Annotated in this window: 25 protein-coding genes; 15 read left to right on the plus strand and 10 right to left on the minus strand. The window is 38.7% G+C overall.

All coding sequences use genetic code 11. The annotated features are described in order from the left end of the window. The first annotated feature begins 56 nt into the window (after positions 1 to 56). The 5 genes from rppH to tadA are packed head-to-tail and all read left to right on the plus strand — an operon-like array spanning position 57 to position 3,635. Positions 57 to 647 (plus strand): RNA pyrophosphohydrolase, encoded by a 591-nt coding sequence (rppH, locus tag A8M50_RS00920; RefSeq protein ID WP_005631202.1) that lies wholly within the window; start codon positions 57 to 59, stop codon positions 645 to 647. Beyond that, positions 647 to 1,444, plus strand: a complete 798-nt coding sequence (locus A8M50_RS00925) for a sulfite exporter TauE/SafE family protein (RefSeq protein ID WP_005645820.1) — start codon at positions 647 to 649, stop codon at positions 1,442 to 1,444. The genes rppH and A8M50_RS00925 overlap by 1 nt, the downstream gene beginning before the upstream one ends. Before the next feature lie 8 nt (positions 1,445 to 1,452). Then, entirely contained in the window at positions 1,453 to 2,259 is an 807-nt protein-coding gene (gene lgt, locus A8M50_RS00930) for a prolipoprotein diacylglyceryl transferase (RefSeq protein WP_005645724.1), read from the plus strand. Between the two features lie 9 nt (positions 2,260 to 2,268). After that, the gene (locus A8M50_RS00935; protein WP_005645602.1) at positions 2,269 to 3,120 is read left to right on the plus strand and encodes a thymidylate synthase; all 852 of its coding nucleotides are present in this window, start codon (positions 2,269 to 2,271) and stop codon (positions 3,118 to 3,120) included. Then, positions 3,120 to 3,635, plus strand: coding sequence for a tRNA adenosine(34) deaminase TadA (gene tadA / locus A8M50_RS00940; RefSeq protein WP_005645705.1), 516 nt, complete (start codon positions 3,120 to 3,122; stop codon positions 3,633 to 3,635). The genes A8M50_RS00935 and tadA overlap by 1 nt, the downstream gene beginning before the upstream one ends. A 33-nt stretch (positions 3,636 to 3,668) precedes the next feature. On the opposite strand, the gene A8M50_RS00945 is transcribed toward tadA, so the two are convergent. Continuing rightward, complete coding sequence (locus A8M50_RS00945) at positions 3,669 to 3,983, minus strand: DUF721 domain-containing protein (protein ID WP_005645632.1); 315 nt, start codon at positions 3,981 to 3,983, stop codon at positions 3,669 to 3,671. A 78-nt stretch (positions 3,984 to 4,061) separates the two neighbouring features. On the opposite strand from A8M50_RS00945, the gene secM reads away from it, so the two are divergent. From secM to mutT, 3 genes are all read left to right on the plus strand, one after another. Continuing rightward, a complete protein-coding gene (secM, locus tag A8M50_RS00950; RefSeq protein WP_005645802.1) occupies positions 4,062 to 4,364 on the plus strand; it encodes a secA translation cis-regulator SecM in 303 nt (100 codons plus the stop codon). 124 nt (positions 4,365 to 4,488) lie between these two features. Next, complete coding sequence (gene secA, locus A8M50_RS00955) at positions 4,489 to 7,194, plus strand: preprotein translocase subunit SecA (RefSeq protein WP_005645563.1); 2,706 nt, start codon at positions 4,489 to 4,491, stop codon at positions 7,192 to 7,194. A gap of 64 nt (positions 7,195 to 7,258) precedes the next feature. Beyond that, entirely contained in the window at positions 7,259 to 7,669 is a 411-nt protein-coding gene (gene mutT, locus A8M50_RS00960; protein WP_005645826.1) for an 8-oxo-dGTP diphosphatase MutT, read from the plus strand. Between the two features lie 83 nt (positions 7,670 to 7,752). On the opposite strand, the gene holA is transcribed toward mutT, so the two are convergent. The 4 genes from holA to yggU all read right to left on the minus strand — a co-directional run bounded on the left by holA (position 7,753) and on the right by yggU (position 12,387). Further along, positions 7,753 to 8,787, minus strand: coding sequence for a DNA polymerase III subunit delta (gene holA / locus A8M50_RS00965; protein ID WP_005645587.1), 1,035 nt, complete (start codon positions 8,785 to 8,787; stop codon positions 7,753 to 7,755). Next, a complete protein-coding gene (locus A8M50_RS00970) occupies positions 8,787 to 9,290 on the minus strand; it encodes an LPS-assembly lipoprotein LptE (protein ID WP_005645746.1) in 504 nt (167 codons plus the stop codon). The genes holA and A8M50_RS00970 overlap by 1 nt, the downstream gene beginning before the upstream one ends. Before the next feature lie 95 nt (positions 9,291 to 9,385). After that, complete coding sequence (gene leuS, locus A8M50_RS00975; protein WP_005645664.1) at positions 9,386 to 11,971, minus strand: leucine--tRNA ligase; 2,586 nt, start codon at positions 11,969 to 11,971, stop codon at positions 9,386 to 9,388. 128 nt (positions 11,972 to 12,099) lie between these two features. Next, complete coding sequence (yggU, locus tag A8M50_RS00980; protein ID WP_005645806.1) at positions 12,100 to 12,387, minus strand: DUF167 family protein YggU; 288 nt, start codon at positions 12,385 to 12,387, stop codon at positions 12,100 to 12,102. Between the two features lie 152 nt (positions 12,388 to 12,539). Between yggU and uppS the strand changes: the two genes are divergently transcribed. From uppS to lpxD, 6 genes are all read left to right on the plus strand, one after another. After that, entirely contained in the window at positions 12,540 to 13,259 is a 720-nt protein-coding gene (gene uppS / locus A8M50_RS00985) for a polyprenyl diphosphate synthase (RefSeq protein ID WP_005645727.1), read from the plus strand. 21 nt (positions 13,260 to 13,280) lie between these two features. Continuing rightward, positions 13,281 to 14,147 (plus strand): phosphatidate cytidylyltransferase, encoded by an 867-nt coding sequence (locus A8M50_RS00990; RefSeq protein ID WP_005645611.1) that lies wholly within the window; start codon positions 13,281 to 13,283, stop codon positions 14,145 to 14,147. Positions 14,148 to 14,156: 9 nt separating this feature from the next. Continuing rightward, positions 14,157 to 15,488: a sigma E protease regulator RseP gene (rseP, locus tag A8M50_RS00995; protein WP_005645798.1), complete on the plus strand. Its 1,332-nt coding sequence runs from the start codon at positions 14,157 to 14,159 to the stop codon at positions 15,486 to 15,488. Positions 15,489 to 15,507: 19 nt separating this feature from the next. Further along, complete coding sequence (gene bamA, locus A8M50_RS01000) at positions 15,508 to 17,886, plus strand: outer membrane protein assembly factor BamA (protein WP_005645670.1); 2,379 nt, start codon at positions 15,508 to 15,510, stop codon at positions 17,884 to 17,886. A gap of 111 nt (positions 17,887 to 17,997) precedes the next feature. Next, a complete protein-coding gene (locus tag A8M50_RS01005; protein ID WP_005645543.1) occupies positions 17,998 to 18,606 on the plus strand; it encodes an OmpH/Skp family outer membrane protein in 609 nt (202 codons plus the stop codon). Between the two features lie 12 nt (positions 18,607 to 18,618). After that, positions 18,619 to 19,644: a UDP-3-O-(3-hydroxymyristoyl)glucosamine N-acyltransferase gene (lpxD, locus tag A8M50_RS01010; RefSeq protein WP_005645668.1), complete on the plus strand. Its 1,026-nt coding sequence runs from the start codon at positions 18,619 to 18,621 to the stop codon at positions 19,642 to 19,644. Positions 19,645 to 19,823: 179 nt separating this feature from the next. On the opposite strand, the gene tsf is transcribed toward lpxD, so the two are convergent. From tsf to mtr, 4 genes are all read right to left on the minus strand, one after another. Next, entirely contained in the window at positions 19,824 to 20,675 is an 852-nt protein-coding gene (gene tsf, locus A8M50_RS01015; protein ID WP_005645732.1) for a translation elongation factor Ts, read from the minus strand. A gap of 133 nt (positions 20,676 to 20,808) precedes the next feature. Further along, entirely contained in the window at positions 20,809 to 21,531 is a 723-nt protein-coding gene (gene rpsB / locus A8M50_RS01020) for a 30S ribosomal protein S2 (protein WP_005645552.1), read from the minus strand. A gap of 177 nt (positions 21,532 to 21,708) precedes the next feature. Further along, positions 21,709 to 22,473 carry a class I SAM-dependent methyltransferase gene (locus A8M50_RS01025; protein WP_005645669.1) on the minus strand — a complete coding sequence of 255 codons (765 nt, stop codon included), beginning with the start codon at positions 22,471 to 22,473 and terminating at the stop codon, positions 21,709 to 21,711. Positions 22,474 to 22,537: 64 nt separating this feature from the next. Further along, entirely contained in the window at positions 22,538 to 23,794 is a 1,257-nt protein-coding gene (gene mtr, locus A8M50_RS01030) for a tryptophan permease (protein WP_005645559.1), read from the minus strand. Between the two features lie 120 nt (positions 23,795 to 23,914). Between mtr and A8M50_RS01035 the strand changes: the two genes are divergently transcribed. After that, positions 23,915 to 24,694 (plus strand): M48 family metallopeptidase, encoded by a 780-nt coding sequence (locus tag A8M50_RS01035; protein ID WP_005634227.1) that lies wholly within the window; start codon positions 23,915 to 23,917, stop codon positions 24,692 to 24,694. A gap of 97 nt (positions 24,695 to 24,791) precedes the next feature. Here the strand turns inward: A8M50_RS01035 and A8M50_RS01040 are convergent, their stop codons facing one another. Beyond that, entirely contained in the window at positions 24,792 to 26,006 is a 1,215-nt protein-coding gene (locus tag A8M50_RS01040; RefSeq protein ID WP_005637314.1) for a pyridoxal phosphate-dependent aminotransferase, read from the minus strand. Between the last annotated feature and the right edge of the window lie 89 nt (positions 26,007 to 26,095).

Below are 26,095 nucleotides of genomic sequence, written 5' to 3' on the forward strand. Positions count from 1 at the left end.
ATTTATGAAACAATCTGCAGACTATTTTTATATGAAAAATTTAAGGTAAAACGATAGTGATCGATTTTGATGGCTACCGTCCAAATGTGGGTATTGTGATTTGTAATCGCAACGGGCAAGTGCTTTGGGCGAAGCGCTGTGGGCAAAATTCGTGGCAGTTTCCGCAAGGTGGCATTAATGATAATGAAAGTGCCGAGCAAGCGATGTATCGTGAACTGTACGAAGAAGTTGGTCTACAGCCTAAAGATGTGCGCATTTTATATGTATCTAAGCATTGGTTGCGTTATAAATTACCAAAACGTTTGTTGCGTTATGACAGCAAACCGATGTGTATAGGGCAAAAACAACGCTGGTTTTTGTTACAGCTTGTTGGCGATGAAAAAAATATCAATATGCAAACAACCAAATCGCCAGAATTTGATGGGTGGCGTTGGGTGAGTTTTTGGTATCCTGTTCGTCAGGTCGTATCTTTCAAAAAAGAAGTGTATCGCAAAGCGATGAAAGAGTTTTCGGGCGTGTTGTTCTCAGAAAATCCTCCTGTATATCAACCTGCGCGAGAATTGGAGCAAAAATCTTATACTCATCCTAAAAAATATAATGGTTCAAAATTTCCAAAACGTTCTTTTAATAAAACAAGGAATTCATAATGCTTAGCTTTATTTTACTTTGTTTGCTTGTGGGGGCTGTGGCTGGCTTTTTTGCTGGGCTTTTTGGTATTGGCGGTGGATTGATGATTGTTCCTGTGTTGGTGTACTTACTACCAATGGTGGGTGTGCCAGAACCTTTATTAATGTCTACCGCACTTGGAACTTCTTTCGCAACGATTGTTATTACTGGCTTTTCTTCGGCTCAACGACATCATAAGTTAGGTAATGTTGTGTGGAGTGCAGTGAAGATCCTTGCTCCGAGCATCATGGTTAGCGTGTTTATTTGTGGTTTTTTTATCGGAAAACTTGATCGCGATATTTCTAGTAAATTATTTGCCTGTTTAGTGGTTTATCTCGCGGTTAAAATGGTCTTATCTATTAAACCTAAGACAAATAAAATAGTTAAACCTTTGACGACTCAATCGTCTATTATAGGTGGCATTCTAATTGGCATGGCATCTAGTGCTGCAGGCATCGGTGGTGGTGGATTTATTGTACCATTTTTAAATTCTCGCGGTATCGATATGAAAAAGGCTATTGGTTCCTCGGCTTTCTGTGGCATGTTACTCGGAACTTCTGGAATGTTCAGTTTTATGTTAAGCGGCTGGGGAAATGCAGCTATGCCAGAATATTCTTTAGGTTACATTTATTTCCCTGCAGTGTTATGTATTACTGCCACATCGTTTTTCACGTCAAAACTTGGTGCAACCGCGACCTCAAAACTACCCGTGCCAACTTTAAAGAAAGGGTTTGCACTTTTATTAATTACCATTGCTGTTGATATGTTTATTAGATAGAGAAAATTATGAATTCAAATTACTTGCTTCTGCCTCATTTTGATCCAACTCTTTTTACTCTTGGTGATAGCAATATCGGCTTACGTTGGTATGGTTTGATGTACCTTTTGGGTTTTATTTTTGCACGCTGGCTTGCGGTTCGCCGTGCTAATCGCCCAAATAGCGGTTGGACAGTGGATCAAGTTGATACCTTACTTTTCAATGGTTTTATGGGCGTATTTATTGGCGGACGTGTTGGCGATGTATTTTTTTATAATTTGGATCGTTTCTTACAAGAGCCGCTTTATTTATTCCGCGTTTGGGAAGGTGGAATGTCTTTTCATGGCGGCTTAATAGGCGTCATTGTTGCCATGATTTGGACGTCTTATTCACAAAAACGTAATTTTTGGCAAACGGCTGATTTCGTTGCGCCTTTAATTCCATTTGGTTTAGGTCTAGGTAGAATTGGTAATTTCATTAATCTCGAGCTATGGGGACGCGAAACGGATGTGCCTTGGGCAATGATTTTTCCGAATGATTCACTATTACTTCCTCGTCATCCATCACAACTTTATGAAGCTTTTCTAGAAGGTATAGTGTTGTTTGCAATTCTGAATATTTTTATTAAAAAAACACGTCCAATGGGCTCTGTTGCTGGCTTATTCTTAATTGGCTATGGTATCTTCCGTTTTATTGTGGAATATGTGCGTGAACCTGAAGTTGAAAATTTCTTTGGCGTCATTACAAGAGGACAAGCACTTTGTTTACCGATGATTATTGGTGGTGCCTTAATTATGGCTTGGGCTTATTCACGCAAAAGTGCGGTAATAAAATAGGAGATTTTTATGAAGCAATATCTTGATCTTTGTCGCCGCATTGTTAATGAAGGTGAATGGGTTGCCAATGAGCGTACAGGTAAGCGCTGTCTCACTGTTATTAATGCAGATTTAGAATATGATGTGGCGAATAATCAATTTCCGCTGATTACCACGCGTAAAAGTTATTGGAAAGCGGCCATTGCTGAATTTTTGGGTTATATTCGTGGATATGACAATGCCGCTGATTTTCGCGCACTTGGTACTAAAACTTGGGATGCTAATGCGAATGAAAATGCCGCATGGCTCGCGAATCCTCACCGTAGAGGTGTTGACGATATGGGACGCGTATATGGTGTGCAAGGCAGAGCATGGCGTAAACCTAATGGTGAAACCATCGATCAGCTACGCAAAATTGTTAATAATTTGACGAAGGGCATTGATGATAGAGGGGAAATTTTAACCTTTTTTAACCCAGGGGAATTTGATCTTGGTTGCCTTCGTCCTTGTATGCACACGCATACTTTTTCTCTTGTGGGTGATACTTTACATCTTACTAGTTATCAACGTTCCTGTGATGTTCCGCTTGGATTGAATTTCAATCAAATCCAAGTGTTTACTTTCTTGGCGCTTATGGCACAGATTACAGGTAAAAAAGCAGGCAAGGCATATCATAAAATTGTGAATGCGCATATTTATGAAGATCAGCTTGAGTTAATGCGTGACGTACAACTTAAACGCAAGCCTTTCCCATTGCCAAAATTAGAAATCAATCCAGATATAAAAACGCTTGAAGATTTAGAGACTTGGGTCACGATGGATGATTTCAAAGTCATTGGCTACCAATCTCATGAACCGATTAAATATCCTTTTTCCGTCTAATGGATGCAGCAAAAGTGCGGTCAGAATTTGACGAGAAAATGATGCGCCATGCCCTTGAGCTTGCCGATAAAGCGGAAGCGTTAGGTGAGATTCCTGTGGGGGCGGTTTTGGTTGATGACGCTGGAAATATTATTGGAGAAGGTTGGAATCTCTCCATTGTTCAAAGCGATCCTACCGCCCATGCTGAAATTATCGCTTTGCGAGACGGCGCAAAACATCTCCAAAATTATCGTTTACTGAATACTACGCTTTATGTGACATTGGAGCCTTGCACAATGTGTGCTGGGGCAATTTTGCATAGCCGTATTAAACGCCTAGTATTCGGCGCTTCTGATTATAAAACCGGTGCGGTTGGATCACGTTTCCATTTTTTTGATGATTATAAGATGAATCATACTCTGGAGATTACATCTGGTGTATTGGCAGAAGAGTGTAGTCAGAAATTAAGCGCATTTTTTCAGAAGAGACGCGAAGAGAAAAAAATAGAGAAAGCATTGTTAAAAAAGCCTGATTGATATTAAATTTCCATTTGCTCCTATTCTTATATTTTAAAAACCAGGGTTTATTGTTATCTCAAGTTGTTTTACATGCGGAAATTCTTCTTGAATGAGTTTCAACAATTCTGTCTGTCTGAATAAAATTCCTTGGCGAACGATCGCATTTGCTGTCTCAATAAAAATTGAGTTATCTATCATATTACCAATACGAAATTTGCCGTGAAATTCCTGTGGAAAAATGCGGTTAAATTTTTGATTAAGTTCATTGATGGCAAGGCCTTTTTTCATTATTTTGGCAAAGGGCGATTGCTCAAGTACATCCATAATATTGACTGCTTTTTGATAACGCTCAGCCTTGTTTTCCATAAAGTCTGCCCTCAGTAAATGACATTAGTTTAGATTTCCGCTACAATACACGCAATTTTCATAATAAACAACTAGACGATGATTTCAGGCACTGTCAAACCGAATTTTTGGTCGCGATTACTTTTGAGTATTATCGCGATTTTTGCTTTGCCTAACGCACAAAGTTTTGAAAATCAAAATAATGCGGAAAATTATTCTTCGAGTGTTTCCATTCAACAAGCGTTAGAAACGGTAAAAGTAGCACGTGAAGTGCAACGACAAGCCATTCCTCAACCTTTAATTTCCCACCAAACTGAAAAACAACCTAAAATTCAACCGCACTTTTTTGCTGAAGTGTTGAATCTTAGTGCGCCAATTCGAGCTGGTCCCTTGCTTATTTAATTTTCTGTTTTCTGTGAAGAATATTGCTATTGAAATAGCGATATTTTAAAAAAATTATTGTGCATGAAAGAAAGTATTTCATACGCATTTAACTATTTAACTTATATATTTAAAAAGAGAAATTATGAGCATTTTAACGAAAATTTTTGGCAGCCGTAACGACCGTATTTTACGTAAATTAAGAAAACAAGTTGCAAAAATCAATAAATTAGAACCTGAGTTTGAATCCCTAACAGATGAACAACTTCGTGCAAAAACAGATGAATTCCGTCAACGTTTAAGTGCGGGCGAAACTTTGCAACAAATTTTGCCAGAAGCATTCGCAACGGTACGTGAAGCAAGTAAGCGCGTGCTTGGTATGAGACATTTTGATGTTCAGCTTATTGGTGGGATGGTATTGACTAACCGCTGTATCGCAGAAATGCGTACTGGTGAAGGTAAAACATTAACTGCGACTTTGCCTTGTTATTTAATCGCACTTGAAGGTAAAGGCGTTCATGTTGTCACGGTGAATGATTATCTTGCTCGCCGAGATGCAGAAACCAACCGTCCGTTATTTGAATTTTTGGGCATGAGTGTAGGCGTAAATATTCCTGGTTTACCGCCTGAAGAAAAACGTGCAGCTTATGCAGCAGATATTACTTATGCAACCAATAGTGAACTTGGTTTTGATTACTTACGTGACAATTTAGCTCACTCAAAAGAAGAGCGTTTCCAACGTACTTTAGGCTATGCGTTAGTGGATGAAGTGGATTCCATCTTAATCGATGAAGCACGTACGCCATTGATTATTTCTGGTCAAGCTGAAGACAGTTCTGCGCTTTATATTGCAGTCAATAAACTGATTCCAAACTTAATTAAGCAAGAAAAAGAAGATACAGAAGAATACCAAGGTGAAGGTGATTTTACTTTAGATCTTAAATCTAAACAGGCGCACTTAACTGAACGTGGCCAAGAAAAAGTGGAAGATTGGTTGATTGCGCAAGGTTTAATGCCGGAAGGGGATTCTTTGTACTCTCCTGGTCGAATTGTGTTGCTTCATCATGTTATGGCTGCCTTGCGTGCGCACACATTGTTTGAAAAAGATGTCGATTACATTGTGAAAGATGGTGAAATCGTGATTGTTGATGAACACACTGGTCGAACAATGGCAGGTCGTCGCTGGTCAGATGGTTTACACCAAGCCATTGAGGCAAAAGAAGGGGTTGAAATTAAGAGTGAAAACCAAACTGTTGCGTCAATCTCTTACCAAAACTACTTCCGTTTATATGAGCGTCTTGCCGGTATGACGGGGACTGCGGATACCGAAGCGTTTGAGTTCCAACAAATTTACGGCTTGGAAACTGTTGTGATTCCAACAAACCGTCCAATGATTCGTGATGATCGCACCGATGTGATGTTTGAAAATGAACAATATAAATTTAATGCGATTATTGAAGACATCAAAGATTGTGTAGAACGCCAGCAACCTGTATTAGTGGGGACGATTTCAGTAGAAAAATCGGAAGCGTTGTCTAAGGCTCTAGATAAAGCGGGCATCAAACACAATGTGTTGAATGCAAAATTCCACCAACAAGAAGCGGAAATCGTGGCAGAAGCTGGTTATCCTGGTGCGGTGACTATCGCAACGAATATGGCGGGTCGAGGTACAGATATTATCCTTGGTGGTAACTGGAAAGCGCAGGCTGCTAAATTAGAAAATCCAACTCAAGAACAAATTGAAACGCTTAAAGCTGAGTGGGAAAAGAACCACGAGATTGTAATGAAAGCAGGTGGTTTGCATATTATCGGTACAGAGCGTCATGAATCTCGCCGTATCGATAACCAGTTGCGTGGTCGTTCTGGTCGTCAAGGTGACCCAGGTTCTTCTCGTTTTTACCTTTCTTTGGAAGATGGCTTAATGCGCATTTATTTGAATGAAGGTAAACTCAATTTAATGCGTAAAGCGTTCACCGTGCCTGGTGAGGCAATGGAATCGAAAATGTTGGCGAAAGTTATCGCATCTGCCCAAGCAAAAGTTGAGGCTTTCCACTTCGATGGTCGTAAAAACCTACTTGAATATGATGATGTAGCAAATGACCAACGTCATGCAATTTATGAGCAACGCAATTATTTGCTTGATAATGATGATATTTCCGAAACTATCAACGCCATTCGCCACGATGTATTTAATAGCGTGATTGATCAATATATTCCACCACAATCTTTGGAAGAACAATGGGATATTAAAGGGCTTGAAGAACGTTTGGCTCAAGAGTTTGGTATGGAATTACCAATTTCTCATTGGCTGGAAGAAGATAATAATCTGCACGAAGAAAACTTGCGTGAACGCATCGTCGAAGTCGCAGAAAAAGAATATAAAGAAAAAGAAGCGCTGGCTGGTGAAGAAACCATGCGCAACTTTGAAAAAGGTGTCATGTTACAAACCTTAGATGAGCTTTGGAAAGAACACTTAGCTGCTATGGATTATTTACGCCAAGGTATTCATTTACGCGGTTATGCACAAAAAGATCCAAAACAAGAGTATAAAAAAGAATCTTTCCGTATGTTTACGGAAATGTTGGATTCTTTAAAACACCACGTTATCACGACTTTAACGCGTGTACGTGTGCGTACTCAAGAAGAAATGGAAGAAGCTGAACGTGCTCGTCAAGAAATGGCTGCTCGTATCAATCAAAATAATTTACCAGTGGATGAAAATGGTCAGGCAATCCAAAATTCAGATTCTGAAGATTATTCAGAACGTCGTATTGGACGCAATGAGCCTTGTCCTTGTGGTTCGGGTAAAAAATACAAGCATTGTCATGGCAGTCGTGCTGCTCGCCATTAATGATTAGCCAAAGTGCGGTGATTTTTCACCGCACTTTTTTGATAGGTGCTATTGGATAGAAAAAATGGATAAAAAAATTATACAAGTCGCTGCAGGTATTATTCGTAATGAGTTTGGGCAGATCTATTTAACGCAGCGTTTAGAAGGACAGGATTTTGCCCAATCTTTAGAATTTCCCGGTGGAAAAGTGGATGCGGGAGAAACTCCAGAACAGGCTTTAAAACGTGAACTGGAAGAGGAAATTGGCATTGTGGTATTAAATACTGAACTTTACGAACGCTTCCAATTTGAATATCCGACAAAGATTATTTCTTTTTTCTTTTATGTTGTAGATGAATGGATCGGTGAGCCTTTTGGGCGAGAAGGGCAAGAAGGTTTTTGGGTTGAGCAACGCGCATTGGATGCAGGACAGTTCCCACCAGCTAATGCTAAATTAATTCATCGATTGCTGAATGAAACAAATAATTCTCTTTAAAATAAACCCCAGTTTTTAGCTGGGGTTTATTTTTAATCTATTGATTGCAAAGAATGTGAATTCACAGGTGAAAAAATAGTGCTCTACAAACAAATTTTTACAGATAAATCAGCGAGTTTAATCCACACTTCATCGCTAAATTCTTGCTTAGCAAGACGTTCAATATTGGCAAGCTCTTGGATAATTTCGTAGAGTTTTTGGTAGGTTAAACGTTGAATCGCACTTAAAAAGAGCGGTCGGCGATTTTGCCAGATTTTTAGACGGTCAAATTCAGTCTTAATTTGTTGAGTTGGAAGTTTTTCCTTTGTCACAATACGTTGCTGTGGTTTGGTAAGTTCAAGCAACGTAAATAATTCTCGCTGTAGTGTGCGTAATAAAATAACAGGTTGCACATCTTCAGCTTGTAACCCTTGTAAAATACGTTTAGCGCGATTGGCTTTTCCCATTAGCAAAGCATCAATCCATTGAAATGGGGTAAAAATTGAGGATTGTTCGACGACACTAATGACACGATTATAGTTAAGTTTATGGTCAGGATAGAGCAAATCTAAAAGTTGCAGAGCTTGTTTGAGCGCAAGCAGGTTATTCTCATAACTGTAACAAAGTTGTTGAATTGCTTCATCATCAGCTTCTAATCCCATCGCTTTGGTACGATTTTTTACCCAACGAGGAAGATTTTCAGCCGTAGGTGTTTGGCAATTTACAAGAATTGCACTGGTTTCATATTGGTTTAGTTCAACAAACCATGCTTGGTTTTCATTTGCTTTTGTTAGTTTTGAAATTTGTAAAATTAGCAAGATATCGTCATGTAGAACCGAGATAAATTCTTGCAGATTTTTCTGTAAAAGTGCGGTGAAATTTTCAGGTAAATTTAATACCATGACTTGTTTGTTAAAAAACAATCCCATGGACTGACAGGATTCTATGAGTTGTGCCCAGTCAGTTTGGCTATCAATCTGAATGTTATTTTTCTCATCGAATCCTTGTTGGTTGGCTGTTTTATAAATGGCATCTTCACTTTCACTCAGTAACAATGGATCTTGCCCTACCAAAAAGTAAACTTTGGCTAAACGTTGGGAAAGATGTTGATTAAGTTGCTCAGGGAAGATGCGATTCATTATTTGTTTTTCACTTGTTTTTCTAATGCAACCATTTTAGTAATGAGCTGACGTGCAGCTTGTTCCCGCATATCATTCCAAATTACTTCTCGTTCGGCGGATTTAGCTAGTGCTGCGCGAGAGTTATCAAAGAAAGTGCGGTTGACTTTTGCCGTGATTGGGTGGCTTTCACCATTCGCTAAACGAATGCTTGCTTCCACTTCTAACATCAATACTTTTTCAGCTTCACGCCCGCGTTTAAATACAGAAGCGACTTCATCATTTGTGCGGAATTTATTGATGCGTAAAACAGGAATGCCTTGAGTTGAATTGACGAGCTGAATATTGTTCGCTTGTAGCTGATTACGCATCGCCACTGACATTTCGCTGTATGGATCAGGGCTTTCAAATGTAAGAGTACGTAATTCTTGTGGAATTAATGTACCTTTTTGAAAATGCCAGCCACAAGCAGAAAGTACGGTAATGCTTGCGACAATAAACAACGCTTTGATTGATTTAATCATAAAAATTACCTTTATTGTGGAGTGTATGAATTTAAAATCCATACACTAATAAAGATAGAATCTGTGAAATATCAATATTCCACAGATTCTACGGATTATGGTTTAACCACAAAATTCAACATTTTTAATGGAATATAGATTTCTTTAAGGATTTCTTTTCCATCAAGGAATTTTGCAACATTAGGATCTGCTTTGGCTGCCGCTTTAATTTCTTCTTCTGAAGACGTTGCAGGGACAGTCACTTTTCCACGAACTTTGCCATTTACTTGCACAACAATCAGTTTTTCATCTTCTACCATTGCAGCTTCATCAGCTTTCACCCATTCAGCGGTATCGATGTTGCTTTCATTTCCTAGCGCTTGCCATAATTCAAAGCAGATATGTGGTGTAATTGGATAAAGCATACGAACAACAGCGCTTAATGCTTCCGCCATGACAGCACGATCTTGATCGCTTTCTAAAGATGCTTTGGTCAATTTATTCATCAATTCCATTACGGCTGCAATCGCAGTATTAAATGTTTGACGACGACCAATATCATCGCTCACTTTCGCAATGGTTTTATGTACTTCACGACGAAGTGCTTTTTGTTCTGCGGAAAGTGCGGTCAAATCTAGGCTAGTTTTGGCTGGATTTTGTTGATATTGATATACCAAATTCCAGACACGACCTAAGAAACGTTTCGCACCTTCTACGCCAGATTCTTGCCATTCCAAGGTCATTTCTGCTGGAGAGGCAAACATCATAAATAGACGAACAGTATCGGCACCATATTTTTCTACCATTTCTTGTGGGTCAATACCGTTATTTTTGGATTTCGACATTTTAGTCATGCCACTGTGGACTAGTTCTCGCCCTTCAGGATCGGTCGCCTTAATAATTCTGCCTTTTTCATCACGCTCAAGAGTCACCTGTGTTGGACTCACCCAAATACGCTCATTGGTTGGACTGGTGTAGTAGAAGGCATCTGCAAGCACCATACCTTGACACAATAATTTATCGGCTGGTTCGTCACTGGTTACAAATCCTGCATCACGCAATAATTTGTGGAAGAAACGGAAGTAGAGCAAGTGCATTGTTGCGTGTTCAATACCACCGATATATTGATCCACTGGTAACCAATAGTTTGCTTCTTCCGCATCCAGCATGCCATTTTGATATTGTGGACAAGTGTAGCGCGCGTAATACCAAGAGGATTCCATAAAGGTATCAAAGGTATCCGTTTCTTTTAACGCTGGTGCGCCGTTAAGAGTTGTTTTTGCCCAGTTAGGATCTGCTTTAATTGGACTTTTTACGCCATCCATTACCACATCTTCAGGAAGAATAATTGGTAAATCTTCCATTGGTGCAGGTACTACATCGCCATTTTCAAGGGTTAGCATCGGAATTGGTGCACCCCAATAACGTTGGCGAGAAACACCCCAGTCACGTAGACGATAATTAACTTGACGTTTTCCAACGCCTAATTTTTCTAATTTATCTGCAATGCCGTTGAAAGCGCTATCAAAATCTAAACCATCAAACTCAGCTGAGTTCACTAATTTACCGTGCTCAACGAAAGCTTGTTTGTTTAAATCAATTTCTTCATCTGCAAGTGGTGCGATCACTTGTTTAATTGGCAAACTGTATTTTTGAGTAAATTCAAAGTCACGTTGGTCGTGAGCTGGAACCGCCATTACCGCGCCGGTACCGTAGTGCATTAACACGAAATTAGCGACCCAAATCGGTAATTTTTCACCCGTCAATGGATGAATAGCAAATAAGCCCGTTGCCATTCCTTTTTTCTCCATTGTCGCAAGATCAGCTTCCGCTACTTTTGCGTTTTTCGCTTCTTGGATAAAGGTGGCTAATTCAGGATTATTTTGAGCCGCTAAACTTGCTAATGGATGTGCTGCCGCAATGCCTAAATAACTCACGCCGTAAAAGGTATCTGGACGCGTGGTGTAAACAGCTACTTTTTCGTTGGTGTCTGCAACATCAAAGGTAATTTCTACCCCTTCAGAACGACCAATCCAGTTACGTTGCATGGTTTTTACCATATCTGGCCATTGTGGAAGGGTATCTAAACCACCTAATAATTGCTCTGCATAGTCAGTAATTTTGATAAACCATTGTGGGATTTCTTTTTGTTCCACAGGTGTATCACAACGCCAGCAACAACCTTCGTGTACTTGCTCGTTTGCGAGTACGGTTTCATCGTTCGGGCACCAGTTTACGGTTGAGGTTTTTTTGTACACTAAGCCTTTTTTATAAAGCTCAGTGAAGAACCATTGCTCCCATTTGTAGTATTCTGGTTTACAGGTTGCGATTTCACGATCCCAGTCGAAACCAAAGCCTAAAAGCTGAAGTTGTTTTTTCATGTAGGCAATGTTTTCGTATGTCCATTTAGCAGGCGCAGTTTTATTTTTGATCGCCGCACCTTCTGCTGGTAAGCCGAAAGCATCCCAACCAAATGGTTGCAATACGTTTTTTCCTAGCATGCGTTGATAACGAGAAATTACATCACCAATAGTGTAGTTGCGCACATGCCCCATATGCAAGCGACCAGAAGGATACGGGAACATAGAAAGACAGTAATATTTTTCTTTAGATTCGTCTTTGATTGCTTTGAAAACTTTATTTTCTGCCCAATATTGTTGAACCTTTGGTTCGATCATATCGGGGCGATATTGTTCTTGCATAAAATCACCTTAAATTTTAACCGCACTTTTGCAGCATTTTGACAATAGAAAATGTGGCATAGAATACCGTAAAATGGCATAAATTGATAGGGTGAGAGTTCAAAGTGCGGTGATTTTTTTCTTTGTTTTTACAATAGATTTTGAATTTCTTTGGGAATTAATTTGGGTTCAGGAATCCAAACTTGTTTGTGTCGGCTCAATTCTCCTTTTTCTAAAATAATACTGCTTTTGGGCACTTTGAAGGATTTACTTAAAAATTTCAATAAATGCGTATTTGCTTGACCATCAACAGGTGGCGCAGTAATGGTAATTTTTAGTTCATCATCGTGAATGCCAGCAATATGATCTCTACTGGCTTTTGGTTGTAAGAATATTCTTAATCTAATACCGTCTTTATTTTGTTCAATCGCAGACATAAATTCTTCGTTTTGTTTATTTTTCTTTATTATAAAAATGAATTATGTAAAAAATAAAGTGTGGATTAGGGCTCGCTAATCCATAGCAAGCAAATACAACTTATGATATAGTTCACAGCCGAATTTATAGGGATCTTTTTATAATAAAAATAATGATAGAACTCGATCAAAACAATATTCCAAAACACGTTGCCATTATTATGGATGGCAATGGGCGGTGGGCAAAACAAAAAAATAAAATGCGTATTTTTGGCCATACCAATGGCGTATCTGCAGTTCGCCGAGCGGTAAGTTATGCTCGCCAAATTGGCGTGAATTTCCTTACACTTTATGCTTTTAGTAGCGAAAATTGGAATCGACCAGAGCAAGAAGTCAGCGCGTTAATGACGCTTTTTATGCAAGCTTTAGATCGCGAAGTAAAAAAATTACATAAAAATAATATTCGCCTGAAAATTATTGGCGATGTATCTCGTTTTAGTGAATCTTTGCAAGAAAAAATTTCAAAAGCGGAAAATTTAACAGAAAAAAATACCGCACTTACGCTTAATATTGCTGCAAATTACGGCGGTTGTTGGGATATTGTGCAAGCAGCAAAACAACTTGCAGAAAAAGTAAAAAATAATGAAATGAGCGTTGAAGAAATTGATGAAATTGCTTTTCAGCGTCATTTGGTTACACAAGATGAACCACCAGTTGATCTATTGATTCGTACGAGTGGTGAACAACGAATTAGTAATTTTTTATTATGGCAAATTGCATATGCAGAACTTTATTTTTCCGATGTGCTATGGCCAGATTTTGATGAGGCGGAATTTAACCGCGCCATCGCTTGTTATCAACAACGTCATCGCCGTTTTGGCGGGACAGAATAATTCAATAAATGGATTAAAATTATGCTTAAACAACGAGTTTTATCTGCCATTGTGTTAATCGTAGCTGTACTATGTGCGCTATTTTTATTCACGCCTTTTTATTTTGCCCTCGCGTTATGTGCTGTGGCGACTTTAGGCGTTTGGGAATGGACTCAGTTTGCTCGCCTTAAACAGCCTTTAGCGCGTTTTTGTGTTGCAGCCTTTTTAGGCGCCTTTATCTTTTTGTGGCTCTATACTGAGGGCAACTATTTAGATGCAGGTCGTGTGTTCGAACAGCATCTTCAGCTTTTATTGATGAACGCTGTTGGTTGGTGGCTTTTAGCTTTATTGCTTGTGGTGAGTTATCCTAAATCAGCTAAATTTTGGTCTAAAAATCCTCTTTTACAGCTTTTATTTGCCTTTTCTACTTTAATCCCATTTATCGCGGGCGTATTACGTTTACGTTTAGAACACTATACCCATGATCCTTATCACGGCTTATTTTTATTACTTTATGTATTTGTACTTGTTTGGGCGGCTGATTCTGGTGCTTATTTTAGCGGACGAGCATTTGGTAAACGTAAACTTGCTCCAAAAGTTTCACCGGGTAAAAGCTGGGAAGGCGTTGTTGGTGGTTTAATTACAGCGTTAGTGCTTGCTTTTGTATTTATTCATTTCTTTGGGGATTCTTTGGTTGGTGAGCGAAACATATCTGGATTCGTTATTCTTTCCGTTGCAACAGTTGCAATTTCGGTATTGGGTGATTTAACTGAAAGCATGTTTAAACGTGAGTCTGGTGTGAAAGACAGCAGTCAATTGATTCCTGGTCATGGCGGTGTATTAGATCGCATTGATAGCTTGACTGCCGCGGTACCTTTTTTCAGCTACTTCTATTTCTTTGTGTTATAAGGATTCTGAATGTCATTTTTGTGGTCGCTAGGTTCTTTTATCATTGCTATTGCGGTATTAGTATCCGTTCACGAATATGGTCACTTTTGTGCCGCTAGAAAGTGCGGTATAAAAGTCCATCGTTTTTCAATTGGCTTTGGTAAGGTAATTTGGAAACGTATCGATAAGCACGGTACAGAATTTGCGATTTCAATGATTCCTTTAGGCGGTTATGTAAAAATGCTTGATGGACGTAATGAAGCGGTTCCAGTTGAACAAAAGTCACAAGCATTTGACAGTAAAAGCGTATTACAACGCGCATTTGTGATTATTGCAGGCCCTTTGGCGAATTTTATTTTCGCGATTTTTGCCTATTGGGTCATCTACCTTTATGGAATGCCAAGTGTTAAACCTGTGATTGAATCGATAACGCCAAGTTCAATCGCGGCACAAGCTCACATTGAATCTAATACACAAATTCTTGCTGTTGATGGAGAAGAAACTCAAGATTGGGAAACCATCAATATGCTACTTGCCACAAAAATGGGTGAGCCTAATGTTGAAATTACCCTTTCTCCTTTTGGTTCTAATATTGAACAACAGCGGACTTTAAATCTTACAAATTGGACTTTTGATCCTGAAAAAGAAAGTGCTTTTGAGGCATTAGGGATTATGCCTATGCGTCCTAAAGTTGAAATGGTGCTTTCTAAAGTTGTTCAAGATTCTCCCGCTGAGAAAGCTGGTTTACAAATCGGTGATAAAATTTTAAAAGAAAATTTAACCGCACTTCCTTGGCAAGATTTTATAAAACAGGTCGAACAAGGCGAATCTTTTTCTATTAAAGTTGAACGTAATGAGGAAACGCTTGACAAAATTATCACTCCAGTGCGTAATCAGAGTGGAAAATGGTTTGTAGGTTTAAGCCCAACTTTCGTAAAATTATCTGATGAATATCGTACAGAATTAAAATATGATATTCTTGACTCTTTGCAAAAAGGCATTGAAAAAACTAGCCAACTTTCTGTGTTAACCTTGAAAGTGTTAGGTAAACTAATTACGGGTGATTTGTCATTAAATAATTTAAGCGGTCCGATTTCTATTGCAAAAGGTGCTGGTGCATCCGCTAATATTGGATTGGTGTATTTTTTAAGTTTTATGGCATTGATTAGTGTTAATTTAGGCATTATGAATTTATTCCCATTGCCTGTATTAGATGGCGGTCATTTAGTTTTTTTAGCAATGGAAGCTGTTAAAGGAAAATCTGTTTCTGAGCGGGTGCAAAGCATCTGTTATCGAATTGGCGCAGCACTGTTATTAAGCTTAACGGTGTTTGCATTATTTAATGATTTTTTACGTCTATAATTTATATAGGATACAATCGATGAAAAAACTTCTAATCGCAAGTTTATTATTCGGTACGACAACGACTGTGTTTGCCGCACCTTTTGTGGCAAAAGATATTCGTGTGGATGGTGTTCAAGGTGACTTAGAACAACAAATCCGAGCAAGTCTACCTGTTCGTGCTGGTCAGCGTGTGACTGACAATGATGTGGCTAATATTGTCCGCTCTTTATTCGTAAGTGGTCGATTCGATGATGTGAATGCACATCAAGAAGGCGATGTACTTGTTGTTAGCGTTGTGGCTAAATCGATCATTTCAGATGTTAAAATCAAAGGTAACTCTGTTATTCCAACTGAAGCACTTAAACAAAACTTAGATGCTAACGGTTTTAAAGTTGGTGATGTTTTAATTCGAGAAAAATTAAATGAATTTGCCAAAAGTGTAAAAGAGCACTATGCAAGTGTAGGTCGCTATAACGCAACAGTTGAACCTATTGTCAATACGTTACCAAATAATCGCGCTGAAATTTTAATTCAGATTAATGAAGATGATACAGCAAAATTAGCATCATTAAATTTCAATGGTAATGAATCTATTAGTAGCAGTACGTTGCAAGAGCAAATGGAATTACAACCTGATTCTTGGTGGAAATTATGGGGTAATAAATTTGAAGGCGCTCAGTTCGAGAAAGATTTACAGTCAATTCGCGATTATTATTTAAATAATGGTTATGCCAAAGCACAAATCACTAAAACTGATGTTCAGCTAAATGATGAAAAAACGAAAGTGAATGTAACCATTGATGTAAATGAAGGTTTACAGTATGACCTTCGAAGTGCTCGCATTGTTGGTAATCTGGGCGGTATGGCTTCAGAACTTGAACCTTTGCTTTCTTCATTACATTTAAATGACACTTTCCGTCGCAGTGATATCGCAGATGTTGAAAATGCGATTAAAGCAAAATTGGGTGAACGTGGTTACGGTAGTGCAACGGTGAATGCAGTACCTGATTTTGATGATGCAAATAAAACTTTAGCAATTACTTTTGTTGTTGATGCTGGTCGACGTTTAACTGTTCGTCAACTACGCTTTGAAGGAAATACTGTTTCAGCAGATAGTACTTTACGTCAAGAAATGCGCCAACAAGAAGGGGCGTGGTATAACTCGCAATTAGTTGAGTTAGGTAAAATCCGTTTAGATCGTACAGGATTCTTCGAAACGGTAGAAAACCGAATTGATCCTGTAAAAGGTACGGATGACGAAGTAGATGTCGTGTATAAAGTTAAAGAGCGTAATACAGGTAGTATCAACTTTGGTATTGGTTACGGTACAGAGAGTGGTATTAGTTATCAAGCTAGTGTTAAACAAGATAATTTCTTGGGAACGGGTGCTTCAGTTAGCCTTGGTGGAACACGTAATGACTATGGTACTAGCGTAAATTTAGGTTATGTTGAGCCGTATTTTACGAAAGATGGGGTCAGTTTAGGTGGAAATGTTTTCTTTGAAAACTATGACAACTCTAGAAATGATACCTCTTCTAATTATAAACGTACGACTTATGGTGGTAACGTTACTTTAGGTTTCCCTGTAAATGAAAATAACTCTTACTATGTAGGATTAGGTTATACTTATAATAAAATTAGTAACTTCGCAACAGAATATAGCCGTGAACTATATATGAAATCAATGAACTTTAATGGAAATGCCATTAAAACAAACGACTTTGATTTCTCATTCGGTTGGAATTATAACAGTCTCAATAGAGGATATTTCCCAACTAAAGGGGTTAAAGCAAGTCTTGGTGGACGAGTTACAACTCCTGGTTCCGATAATAAATACTATAAATTAAGCGCAGATGTTCAAGGATTCTATCCATTAGATAGAGATCATCGCTGGGTAATGTCGGCAAAAGCATCTGTTGGCTATGCAAATGGATTTGGTAACAAACGCTTGCCATTCTATCAATATTATACTGCGGGCGGTATTGGCTCTTTACGTGGATTTGCGTATGGTGCTATTGGACCAAATGCTATTTATTTAAATCCTTCGCAAAATAAATGGGTGCCAAGCACAGATGTTGTGGGTGGTAATGCAATAGCTACAGCTAGCGCAGAGTTAATTGTGCCAACTCCATTTGTTGGTGATAAAGGCCAAAACTCTGTTAGAACTTCATTATTTGTGGATGCAGCAAGTGTGTGGAATACAAAATGGAAATCCGATAAAGCATTAAACGCAAGTATTGCTGCGTTAAAATTACCTGATTATGGAAAAGCTAGTCGAGTTCGTGCATCTGCAGGGGTAGGCTTCCAATGGCAATCACCTATTGGGCCGTTAGTGTTCTCTTATGCTAAACCAATCAAAAAATATGAAAATGATGATGTAGAACAGTTCCAATTTAGTATTGGTGGTTCTTTCTAATTAAATTGAACTTTTTTCATCATTTAAATTCAAAGATAACATTCTCAGCCTAATAAAGTTAGGCTGAGAAAACATTAAACAAACCACTATTTAATTAAGGATATTGATCAAATGAAAAACATCGCAAAAGTAACCGCACTTGCTTTAGGTATCGCACTTGCTTCAGGCTATGCTGCAGCGGAAGAAAAAATTGCTTTCATTAATGCAGGTTATATTTTCCAAAATCACCCAGATCGCCAAGCGGTAGCGGATAAACTTGATGCTGAATTTAAGCCTGTAGCTGAAAAATTAGCTGCAAGTAAAAAAGAAGTTGATGATAAAATTGCAGCTGCGCGTAAAAAAGTAGAAGCAAAAGTTGCAGCTTTAGAAAAAGATGCGCCTCGTTTACGTCAAGCAGATATTCAAAAACGCCAAGAGGAAATTAATAAATTAGGCGCGGCTGAAGATGCTGAATTACAAAAATTGATGCAAGAACAAGATAAAAAAGTTCAAGAATTCCAAGCGCAAAATGAAAAACGTCAAGCAGAAGAGCGTGGTAAATTATTAGATAGCATTCAAACTGCGACAAATAATTTAGCAAAAGCGAAAGGTTATACTTATGTGCTTGATGCAAATTCGGTTGTATTTGCGGTAGAGGGTAAAGACATCACAGAAGAAGTGTTAAAATCTATTCCTGCTAGTGAAAAAGCAGCACCTGCTAAAGCAGAAGAGAAAAAATAATAGGTTCTCATAATGCAAAAATCCTATTCTTTACAAGAATTGGCAACTCAAATCGGCGCTACCGTTCGCGGTAACGCCGATGTTGTTGTTGAGAATATCGCTCCACTCGATAAAGCCCAATCAAATCAACTTACTTTTATTTCTAACGCAAAATTTCGTGCGTTATTGAAAGATTCTAAAGCAGGAATTTTGGTTGTTTCTGAAGAGGATGTCGAACACTGTTCTCCAGAAAGCAATTTACTTATTGTTAAAGAGCCTTATGTAGCTTACGCAATTTTGGCTCAATATATGGATAGCACACCAAAGGCTGCGCAAGGCATTGCAAAAAGTGCGGTAATTTTTGATGGCGCATCTTTAGGAAAGAATGTTTCAATTGGCGCCAATGCTGTTATTGAAGAAGGTGTTGTACTTGGTGATAACGTGATCATTGGTGCAAATTGCTTTGTTGGTAAAAATACCAAGATCGGTTCAGGCACTCAACTTTGGGCTAATGTAACTGTTTACCATAACGTTGAGATTGGCACAAATTGCCTAATTCAATCAGGAACGGTCATCGGTAGTGACGGTTTTGGTTACGCAAATGATCGTGGTCGTTGGGTTAAAATTCCACAAGTAGGGCAAGTAATAATTGGTAATAACGTTGAAATTGGTGCGAATACCTGTATCGATAGAGGCGCATTAGATGCAACGATTATTGAAGATAACGTGATTATCGATAACCTTTGTCAAATTGCACATAATGTTCATATCGGCACAGGTACAGCGGTTGCTGGTGGCGTTATCATGGCGGGTAGTTTGACTGTTGGGCGTTATTGCTTAATTGGCGGTGCAAGTGTGATTAATGGCCATATGGAAATTTGCGATAAAGTCACGATTACTGGAATGGGAATGGTTATGCGCCCAATTACAGAGCCTGGCGTATATTCCTCTGGTATTCCATTGCAAACGAATAAAGAATGGCGTAAAACAGCGGCACTGACATTAGGTATTGATGGAATAAATAAACGTTTAAAAGCGTTAGAAAAGAAAATTTCTTAATTTATTCTGAAGTTTTATTACAAAATCCACACTTTAAAAGTTTACTATTAAAGTGTGGATTTTTTATTTTACTAAGCGTAACTAAAAAAGTTTAAGCCTGTTAATTAAGCAGCTTATCCTATAAAACAAATAAGCCCAACTTAAGTTGGGCTTATTAACATATCGTTATCTTTAAAGAATTACGCGTTACCGCCAGTGATTTTTGCAACTTCAGCTGCGAAATCTTCTTCTTTTTTCTCGATACCTTCACCCACTTCTAAACGGATGAAGTTAGACACAGAAGTGTTTACTGATTTTAAGAAATCCCCTACAGATACAGAAGGATCCATTACAAATGCTTGACCTGTTAATGAAACTTCACCAGTGAATTTCTTCATACGACCTTCAACCATTTTCTCTGCGATTTCTTTTGGTTTACCAGAGTTGATCGCAATATCGATTTGGATTTGGCGTTCGTGTTCAACCACTTCAGCAGATACATCTTCTGGGTTCACGAATTCAGGTTTAGATGCAGCTACGTGCATTGCTACTTTTTTCAGTTCATCAGCAGAACCTTCGCCCGCAACTAATACGCCAATTTTTGCACCGTGTAAGTATTGTGCAATTACTTGACCATCTAAGTAAGCAACACGACGGATATTCATATTCTCACCGATTTTAGCAACTAATGCAGCACGTTTTTCTTCAAATTGTGCTTGTAATGCTTCGATAGTTGTACCTTTGTTTGCTGCTGCGAAATCAGCCACTTCGTTTGCTAAACCTAAGAAGCCAGCATCTTTTGCCACGAAGTCAGTTTCACAGTTCATTTCAACTAATACACCGAAACCATTTTCTACACGAGCAAGGATAACACCTTCAGCTGCAACACGGCCTGCTTTTTTAGCTGCTTTAGCTTGACCAGATTTACGCATGTTGTCGATTGCTAACTCAATATCACCGTTTGCTTCAACTAATGCTTTTTTACATTCCATCATACCGGCACCGGTACGTTCACGAAGTTCTTTTACTAATGATGCTGTGATTTCAGCCATTTTTAAAATCCTCTGTCGAAAATGCGATTTATTTTGACCGCACTTTTAGATAAAAATATAGGGGCTAAACTTTAGCCCCTATGCCAATTAATCGTTTGATTATTAAGGGCTTCGCCTTATTGCAAAACTTAAATTATTCTGCGTCAGCTGCTAATTCTTCAGCAACTTGAGCTTCGTTACCACGACCTTCTTTAACCGCTGCTGCAGCTGCAGAAACGTAAAGTTGGATAGCACGAGTTGCATCATCGTTACCTGGGATAACGAAATCTACGCCAGCTGGAGTTGAGTTAGTATCAACGATAGCAAATACAGGAATACCTAGGTTGTTTGCTTCTTTAACTGCGATATGTTCGTGATCCGCACCGATAACAAATAATGCATCTGGTAAGCCACCCATATCTTTGATACCGCCAAGGCTTAATTCAAGTTTTTCCATCTCACGGCTACGCATTAACGCTTCTTTTTTGGTTAATTTATCAAAAGTACCGTCTTGAGATTGGGTTTCTAAATCTTTTAAACGTTTAATTGATTGACGAACGGTTTTCCAGTTAGTCAACATACCACCTAACCAACGGTGGTTTACGTAATATTGCTGACAATCTAATGCTGCTGCTTGAACTGCTTCAGACGCTGCACGTTTTGTACCAACGAATAATACTTTACCGTTGTTGCTAGCAATGCGAGTTAATTCCGCTAAAGCTTCGTTGAATAAAGGTAAGGTTTTTTCAAGGTTGATGATATGAACACCATTACGAGCACCAAAAATGAAAGGTTTCATTTGTGGATTCCAGTAACGAGTTTGGTGTCCGAAGTGTACGCCTGCGTTGATCATGTCGCGCATTGAAACTTGTGCCATAATATTTTCCTTTTGTTGGGGTTGAGCCTCCACATATCAGCTAATCGACCGTTTGGCACCCCGATTAAGCCTTGTTGATATGTGTGTGTTGTTAGTAATTAAAAAGCTGCTTTTGAAAGTCAAAAATAGCGGGACGATTTATACCATAAAGTGCGGTTAAAAACCAGTTTATTTTGTTTATTTCTCCACTTTTCTTGCTTTGATAAATAACAATGGTGGGCGGTGTGATAAATCTTTAAATTCATTATGCCATTGCGGTTGGTCGGCAAGCATTGGTTCTTCCATTTGCTCGATTTGAAACCCTGCATGAATTAAATTATTGATAATTGTCGCTGTTGTTCGATGATAGGTTTGAAAAGGTTGTTTGAACCAATTTCTATTGCGTTCGCCCTCTTCTCGGTAATGATTTAAACGATAAGCAACTTGCTGTTTTTTGTCATTTTTTTCCCAGCGTTCTCCTTCTTTGTGGCAGGTAGTTATCGGGTGTTCTTGTGAGAAAACCAATATGCCATTAGACGAGAGTTTGTCATAGATAGTTGATAATAATGCCGGAAAATTTTCAATATAATGAAAGGCAAAAGAGCTAGTAATCACATCGAAATGACATTCTAGCAATTCTGCTAATTTTTCCATTGGTAAGTGATATAAGGAAAAACGCCCTGAAAATTGACTGCACTTTTGCAGATCTTTTTCAGCTTGTTCAAGCATTTTTTCTGAAAGGTCGGTTCCAATTACTTTAGCTGCCCCTCGTTCTAGATAAAGTTGTAAATGTCCTCCGGTGCCACAGGCTAAATCGAGTAATTTTTTCCCTTTTAAATCAGGCAACAGTGAGAGCATGGTGGGCTTTTCAACAATTTCATTGAGACTAATTGGATTTGCGCGGAGTTTCTGATAAAGCTCAAAGAAGTTTTCTTTGTCATAAACGCTAGTTTTATTATTCATCTCATATCCTATATTACAAATAAAAAGGGCGCATGATATACGCCCTTATTGTATCGAGTAAAACTTATCCTGTGAAATTGGCAAACCACCCTAAGTTTGCGCCGACTTGTGCCACAATGTTTAACACACCGAATAAGATCACAAAGCCAATCATAAAATTACCACCGTAAACTTTATAACTCGCTTGTGGGAATTTTTGACGGCTTGCTTTAGCAAGAAGTGCAGGTACGATTGCAGCCCAAATGGTTGCTGCTAATCCTGCATAACCAATGGCAATCACAAAGCCATAAGGGAATTGTAAACTTAACAATAGCGGTGGTAAAAATGTCACTAATGTGGTTTTTGTTCGTCCTAACAAGCTGTCATCAAATTTAAACAGATCCGCAATATAGTCAAATAAGCCTAACGTTACGCCTAAGAATGACGTAGCAATCGCCATATAAGCAAAGAAATTTAATGCTACGGCAAGGTATTCTACTTCAATATATTTATGTAATGCCTCTAGTAATGCTGAAACATCGCCGCCTTTTTCAATTACCGGAGCAAATTCGTTGCGTGGCAAATTACCTTGCACTGCAAGTTGCCATAAAATATAAATTACGAGTGCTAACCCCGTACCAATAAAGATTGATTTCATGACTCGGCTGCCATCACGGTTGTAATATTTTACTAAGCTCGGCACGTTTCCATGAAAACCAAAAGACACTAAGCAAACTGGAAGTGCGGTAAATAAATAAGGTAAATATGTTTGTTCGCCTTCAGCAACGGTATTGAATAAAACTTCTGTTTTTACAGAGCTTAATAAACCGGTTGTAGAAAGGAAAAAAGCGACAACCATCCCGACAATTAATACGGTTGTGAAACGATCCACAGCTTTGGTTGAAAGCCACACGAAGGCTGCAAGGATAAGGCAGAAAATTAAAGATCCTGAAGTTCTTCCAATATCCACCGCACTTTCAGCAGAACTAAATGCTTGGTTGAGCAGATTTTGTGTAATGCCTCCGCCTGAGGTGATGTAGGCATAAGTCAAAATATATAAGACGAAAGCAACGGAAAGACCATTGATAATATTCCAACTTTTTCCTAATAAATCTTTAACGATGGTGTCAAAACTTGAACCTGTTGGATAATGTAGATTAGCTTCTAGGATCATTAATCCTGATGTTGTCATACAAAACCAAGTATAAATTAAAGCGAGAATCGAACCAATAAACCATACACCAGCCGTTGAAGTTGGGTTGGCAAGCATGCCTGCACCAATAGCTGTACCCGCGATGATCATCGCACCGCCTAAGAGAGAAGGGGATTTTTGTTGTGTCATAAAATGCCTCTAAAATAAATTTGCACTATTATAGTAGTACAAAAGGAAAGTGCAATATATTTATATCGACAAAAAATAATAAATTCATATAATCTGCGTCAGTTCAAAAAAGGATCACTTATGAAAAAACAACTTAAAAGTTTTGCTTTTGCGCTATTAGCTAGTTCACTTATCACAGCTTGTGCTGATTCAGCTTCTATAAATCGAGAGGCTGCGAGTAGTTATGCACAAGAAATGGGAAAAATTCGTACTCAGGGTGCAATAGATACTTCATCAAATACCGCAAAACGAATTCACCATGTGTTTCATAAAATGGTGAATTATGCAAACCAAGCCAATGAGACTGGACAGCAATTTAACTGGCAAATTAATGTGATTAAGTCAAAAGAATTGAATGCTTGGGCAATGCCAGGTGGTAAAATGGCATTCTATACTGGGTTAGTTGATACCTTACAACTTAATGATAATGAGATCGCGGTGGTAATGGGGCATGAAATGGCTCATGCATTAAAAGAGCATGGTAAAGCTAAAACTAACTTTGGAACCGTGAGTAATATTGTTGGTGCCATTGGAGGGACGGCATTATCCATTGCAGTTGGGACGGATGTGACTGATTTGGTTTCGCTTACTAAAGATTTTGCGTTAGACAAACCTTATTCTCGTAGCGCTGAAACTGAAGCAGATGAAGTCGGACTAATGTTAATGGCCCGTTCTGGATACAACCCACAGGTAGCGCCAGGATTGTGGCAAAAAATGGCAAAAGTGTCTGGTGGTTCTCGAGGAGCTCTTGATGTGTTAGCTTCTACTCATCCTAGCGATCAGTCTCGTCAAGAAAACTTACAACGTTTATTACCTGAAGCGATGGAGCTTTATAAAGCCGCTAAAGATAAAAATGGCTAAATAAATTTAGTCAAAAAAATGACCGCGCTTTATTTTTGAAATTTACAATAAAAAGAGGGGACATTTAGTCCCCTTTGTAATTTTGTCAACGCATACATTATTGACGGTAATCCGACAAAAATCTTGCTAATTTTGTAATGGCCTCTTCAAGCTGATTCACATAAGGAAGGGTGACAACACGGAAGTGATCTGGTGAATGCCAATTAAATCCTTTACCGTGCACAAGTAGTACTTTTTCTTGGCGAAGTAAATCAAGCACCATTTTTTCATCACTGTGAATATTGAATTTTTTCACATCAATTTTCGGGAACATATACATCGCCCCCATTGGTTTCACGCAAGTAATGCCTGGAATTTGAGTGATGAGATCGTAGGCTTTATTGCGTTGCTCAAGTAATCGGCCTCCAGGTAAAATAAATTCATTAATACTTTGATAGCCACCAAGTGCGGTTTGAATTGCATGTTGCATTGGTACGTTGGCACATAAACGCATTGATGCCAGCATATCCAAGCCTTCAATATAACCTTTCGCATTATGTTTTGGTCCGTTCAAAATCATCCAGCCTTGACGGAACCCCGCAACTCGATAAGCTTTTGATAAACCATTCAGCGTAACCGTTAATAAATCAGGAGCAAGTGCGGCAATATGATGATGCACCGCGCCATCGTATAAAATTTTGTCGTAGATTTCGTCAGCGAAGATAATCAAATTATTTTGGCGCGCGATTTCCACAATTTCTTGTAATAATTCTTTGCTATACACCGCTCCAGTTGGGTTGTTCGGGTTGATGATGACAATCGCTTTAGTCTTCGCATTCACCTTGGCTTTAATATCATCAATAGCGGGGAACCAATTTGCTTCTTCATCACAAAGGTAATGAACAGCCTTGCCGCCAGAAAGGGTTACCGCAGCAGTCCAAAGCGGATAATCAGGCATCGGCACAAGTACTTCATCGCCATCATTGAGTAATGCTTGCATGGCCATTGTAATAAGCTCAGAGACGCCGTTACCAATATACACATCATTGACGGTTGCGCCGTGAATCCCTTTTGATTGGTAATATTGAACAATGGCTTTACGAGCAGAATATAACCCTTTTGAATCGCAGTAGCCTTGAGCTGACGGTAAATTACGCAATACGTCAACTAAAATTTCATCTGGTGCTTCAAAGCCGAAAGGTGCGGGGTTGCCGATATTAAGTTTTAAAATTTTATTGCCTTCTTCTTCTAAGCGTAGTGCTTCTTTGTGCACTGGCCCGCGAATGTCATAACATACGTGTTCTAATTTGTCGGATTTTGGGAATAATCGCATAGTGAAATCCTTTTGTTTCTAATAAATTTTTCGAGAAAAGTGCGGTTAATTTACGCTGAATTTTCAATATTGAAAAGATTTTGTAAAAA

Origin of the sequence: Haemophilus haemolyticus, assembly GCF_001679045.1 — a bacterium.
GTDB classification, from domain to species: domain Bacteria; phylum Pseudomonadota; class Gammaproteobacteria; order Enterobacterales; family Pasteurellaceae; genus Haemophilus; species Haemophilus haemolyticus.

What these genes read in the sequence shown, in the direction of transcription:
- A8M50_RS00925 (WP_005645820.1), top strand. Translation starts at nt 647, where the DNA reads ATGCTTAGCTTTATTTTACTTTGTTTGCTTGTGGGGGCTGTGGCTGGC.
- lgt (WP_005645724.1), top strand. Translation starts at nt 1,453, where the DNA reads ATGAATTCAAATTACTTGCTTCTGCCTCATTTTGATCCAACTCTTTTT.
- A8M50_RS00935 (WP_005645602.1), top strand. Translation starts at nt 2,269, where the DNA reads ATGAAGCAATATCTTGATCTTTGTCGCCGCATTGTTAATGAAGGTGAA.
- tadA (WP_005645705.1), top strand. Translation starts at nt 3,120, where the DNA reads ATGGATGCAGCAAAAGTGCGGTCAGAATTTGACGAGAAAATGATGCGC.
- A8M50_RS00945 (WP_005645632.1), bottom strand. Translation starts at nt 3,983, where the DNA reads ATGGAAAACAAGGCTGAGCGTTATCAAAAAGCAGTCAATATTATGGAT.
- secM (WP_005645802.1), top strand. Translation starts at nt 4,062, where the DNA reads ATGATTTCAGGCACTGTCAAACCGAATTTTTGGTCGCGATTACTTTTG.
- secA (WP_005645563.1), top strand. Translation starts at nt 4,489, where the DNA reads ATGAGCATTTTAACGAAAATTTTTGGCAGCCGTAACGACCGTATTTTA.
- mutT (WP_005645826.1), top strand. Translation starts at nt 7,259, where the DNA reads ATGGATAAAAAAATTATACAAGTCGCTGCAGGTATTATTCGTAATGAG.
- holA (WP_005645587.1), bottom strand. Translation starts at nt 8,787, where the DNA reads ATGAATCGCATCTTCCCTGAGCAACTTAATCAACATCTTTCCCAACGT.
- A8M50_RS00970 (WP_005645746.1), bottom strand. Translation starts at nt 9,290, where the DNA reads ATGATTAAATCAATCAAAGCGTTGTTTATTGTCGCAAGCATTACCGTA.
- leuS (WP_005645664.1), bottom strand. Translation starts at nt 11,971, where the DNA reads ATGCAAGAACAATATCGCCCCGATATGATCGAACCAAAGGTTCAACAA.
- yggU (WP_005645806.1), bottom strand. Translation starts at nt 12,387, where the DNA reads ATGTCTGCGATTGAACAAAATAAAGACGGTATTAGATTAAGAATATTC.
- uppS (WP_005645727.1), top strand. Translation starts at nt 12,540, where the DNA reads ATGATAGAACTCGATCAAAACAATATTCCAAAACACGTTGCCATTATT.
- A8M50_RS00990 (WP_005645611.1), top strand. Translation starts at nt 13,281, where the DNA reads ATGCTTAAACAACGAGTTTTATCTGCCATTGTGTTAATCGTAGCTGTA.
- rseP (WP_005645798.1), top strand. Translation starts at nt 14,157, where the DNA reads ATGTCATTTTTGTGGTCGCTAGGTTCTTTTATCATTGCTATTGCGGTA.
- bamA (WP_005645670.1), top strand. Translation starts at nt 15,508, where the DNA reads ATGAAAAAACTTCTAATCGCAAGTTTATTATTCGGTACGACAACGACT.
- A8M50_RS01005 (WP_005645543.1), top strand. Translation starts at nt 17,998, where the DNA reads ATGAAAAACATCGCAAAAGTAACCGCACTTGCTTTAGGTATCGCACTT.
- lpxD (WP_005645668.1), top strand. Translation starts at nt 18,619, where the DNA reads ATGCAAAAATCCTATTCTTTACAAGAATTGGCAACTCAAATCGGCGCT.
- tsf (WP_005645732.1), bottom strand. Translation starts at nt 20,675, where the DNA reads ATGGCTGAAATCACAGCATCATTAGTAAAAGAACTTCGTGAACGTACC.
- rpsB (WP_005645552.1), bottom strand. Translation starts at nt 21,531, where the DNA reads ATGGCACAAGTTTCAATGCGCGACATGATCAACGCAGGCGTACACTTC.
- A8M50_RS01025 (WP_005645669.1), bottom strand. Translation starts at nt 22,473, where the DNA reads ATGAATAATAAAACTAGCGTTTATGACAAAGAAAACTTCTTTGAGCTT.
- mtr (WP_005645559.1), bottom strand. Translation starts at nt 23,794, where the DNA reads ATGACACAACAAAAATCCCCTTCTCTCTTAGGCGGTGCGATGATCATC.
- A8M50_RS01035 (WP_005634227.1), top strand. Translation starts at nt 23,915, where the DNA reads ATGAAAAAACAACTTAAAAGTTTTGCTTTTGCGCTATTAGCTAGTTCA.
- A8M50_RS01040 (WP_005637314.1), bottom strand. Translation starts at nt 26,006, where the DNA reads ATGCGATTATTCCCAAAATCCGACAAATTAGAACACGTATGTTATGAC.